Source organism: Streptomyces sp. BE303 (genome assembly GCF_036290945.1).
Lineage (GTDB): Bacteria > Actinomycetota > Actinomycetes > Streptomycetales > Streptomycetaceae > Kitasatospora.
The window spans coordinates 1-757 of record NZ_JAQYWZ010000292.1; the positions used below are offsets into that span (position 1 = coordinate 1).

The window sequence follows — 757 nt, forward strand, 5'->3', positions numbered from 1 at the left end:
CGTGATCCCTGCGGTATGCCGTTGGTGTGAGGTATCCGGAGGGTGGGGGCCTGACCGCTGAGCGTCGGGCGTTTCGTGAGGGGATCCGGTTCCAGGCCGGGATGCGGTTCGCGGTGGGTGAGAAGACCACGGTGATCGCAAAGGATCTGCGGGTGAGCGTGCGGTCGGTGGAACGCTGGCGTCGTGCCTGGCGTGAGGGCGGGATGGAGGCACTGCGTTCAGCTGGGCCGGCCAACTCCCCGACTGTCACCGACGCCCAGTTCGCCGTGCTCGAGGAGGAACTCGGCAAGGGGCCGACCGCGCATGGTTTCGCGGATGAGCGGTGGACGCCGGCCCGGGTGCGGAGCGTGATTCAGCGCCGGCTGCAGCTCAGTCTTTCGGTCCCGACGGTGTGGCGGCTGCTGAAACGGCACGGCTGGTCCTGGCAGGCACCCGCCCGCAGGGCCCTCGAGCGTGACGAGCATGCGGTGGAGCTGTGGAAGAAGGAGGTGTGGCCGCGGGTAAAAGCATCGGGGCGGCGTGTGGGGGCTGGATCGTCTTCGAGTTGCGCCGTGAGGCGCTGTGGTTCGTGTGGAGGTGAGAGACCTTCGCCGCCGACCTGTCGTAGCAGGGAGGTGGAGCTGAGGGCAGCCTGATCCGGGTGATGCCGGGGAGGGCGGGAGCGGCCCTGACAAAGCCGGGACGTGCCAGTACTGCCAGATGGTGCGGGTTCGGCAAGCGGGATGGAGAGGAGTACGCGAGGAACCGGCGTCTTTAC

Annotated in this window: 1 pseudogene; it reads left to right on the forward strand. The window is 68.2% G+C overall.

Going from position 1 to position 757, the window contains the following annotated elements:
* Positions 1–26 precede the first annotated feature (26 nt).
* A pseudogene (locus PUR56_RS02805) lies at positions 27–536 on the forward strand (winged helix-turn-helix domain-containing protein); the annotation flags it as partial.
* Positions 537–757: the final 221 nt, after the last annotated feature.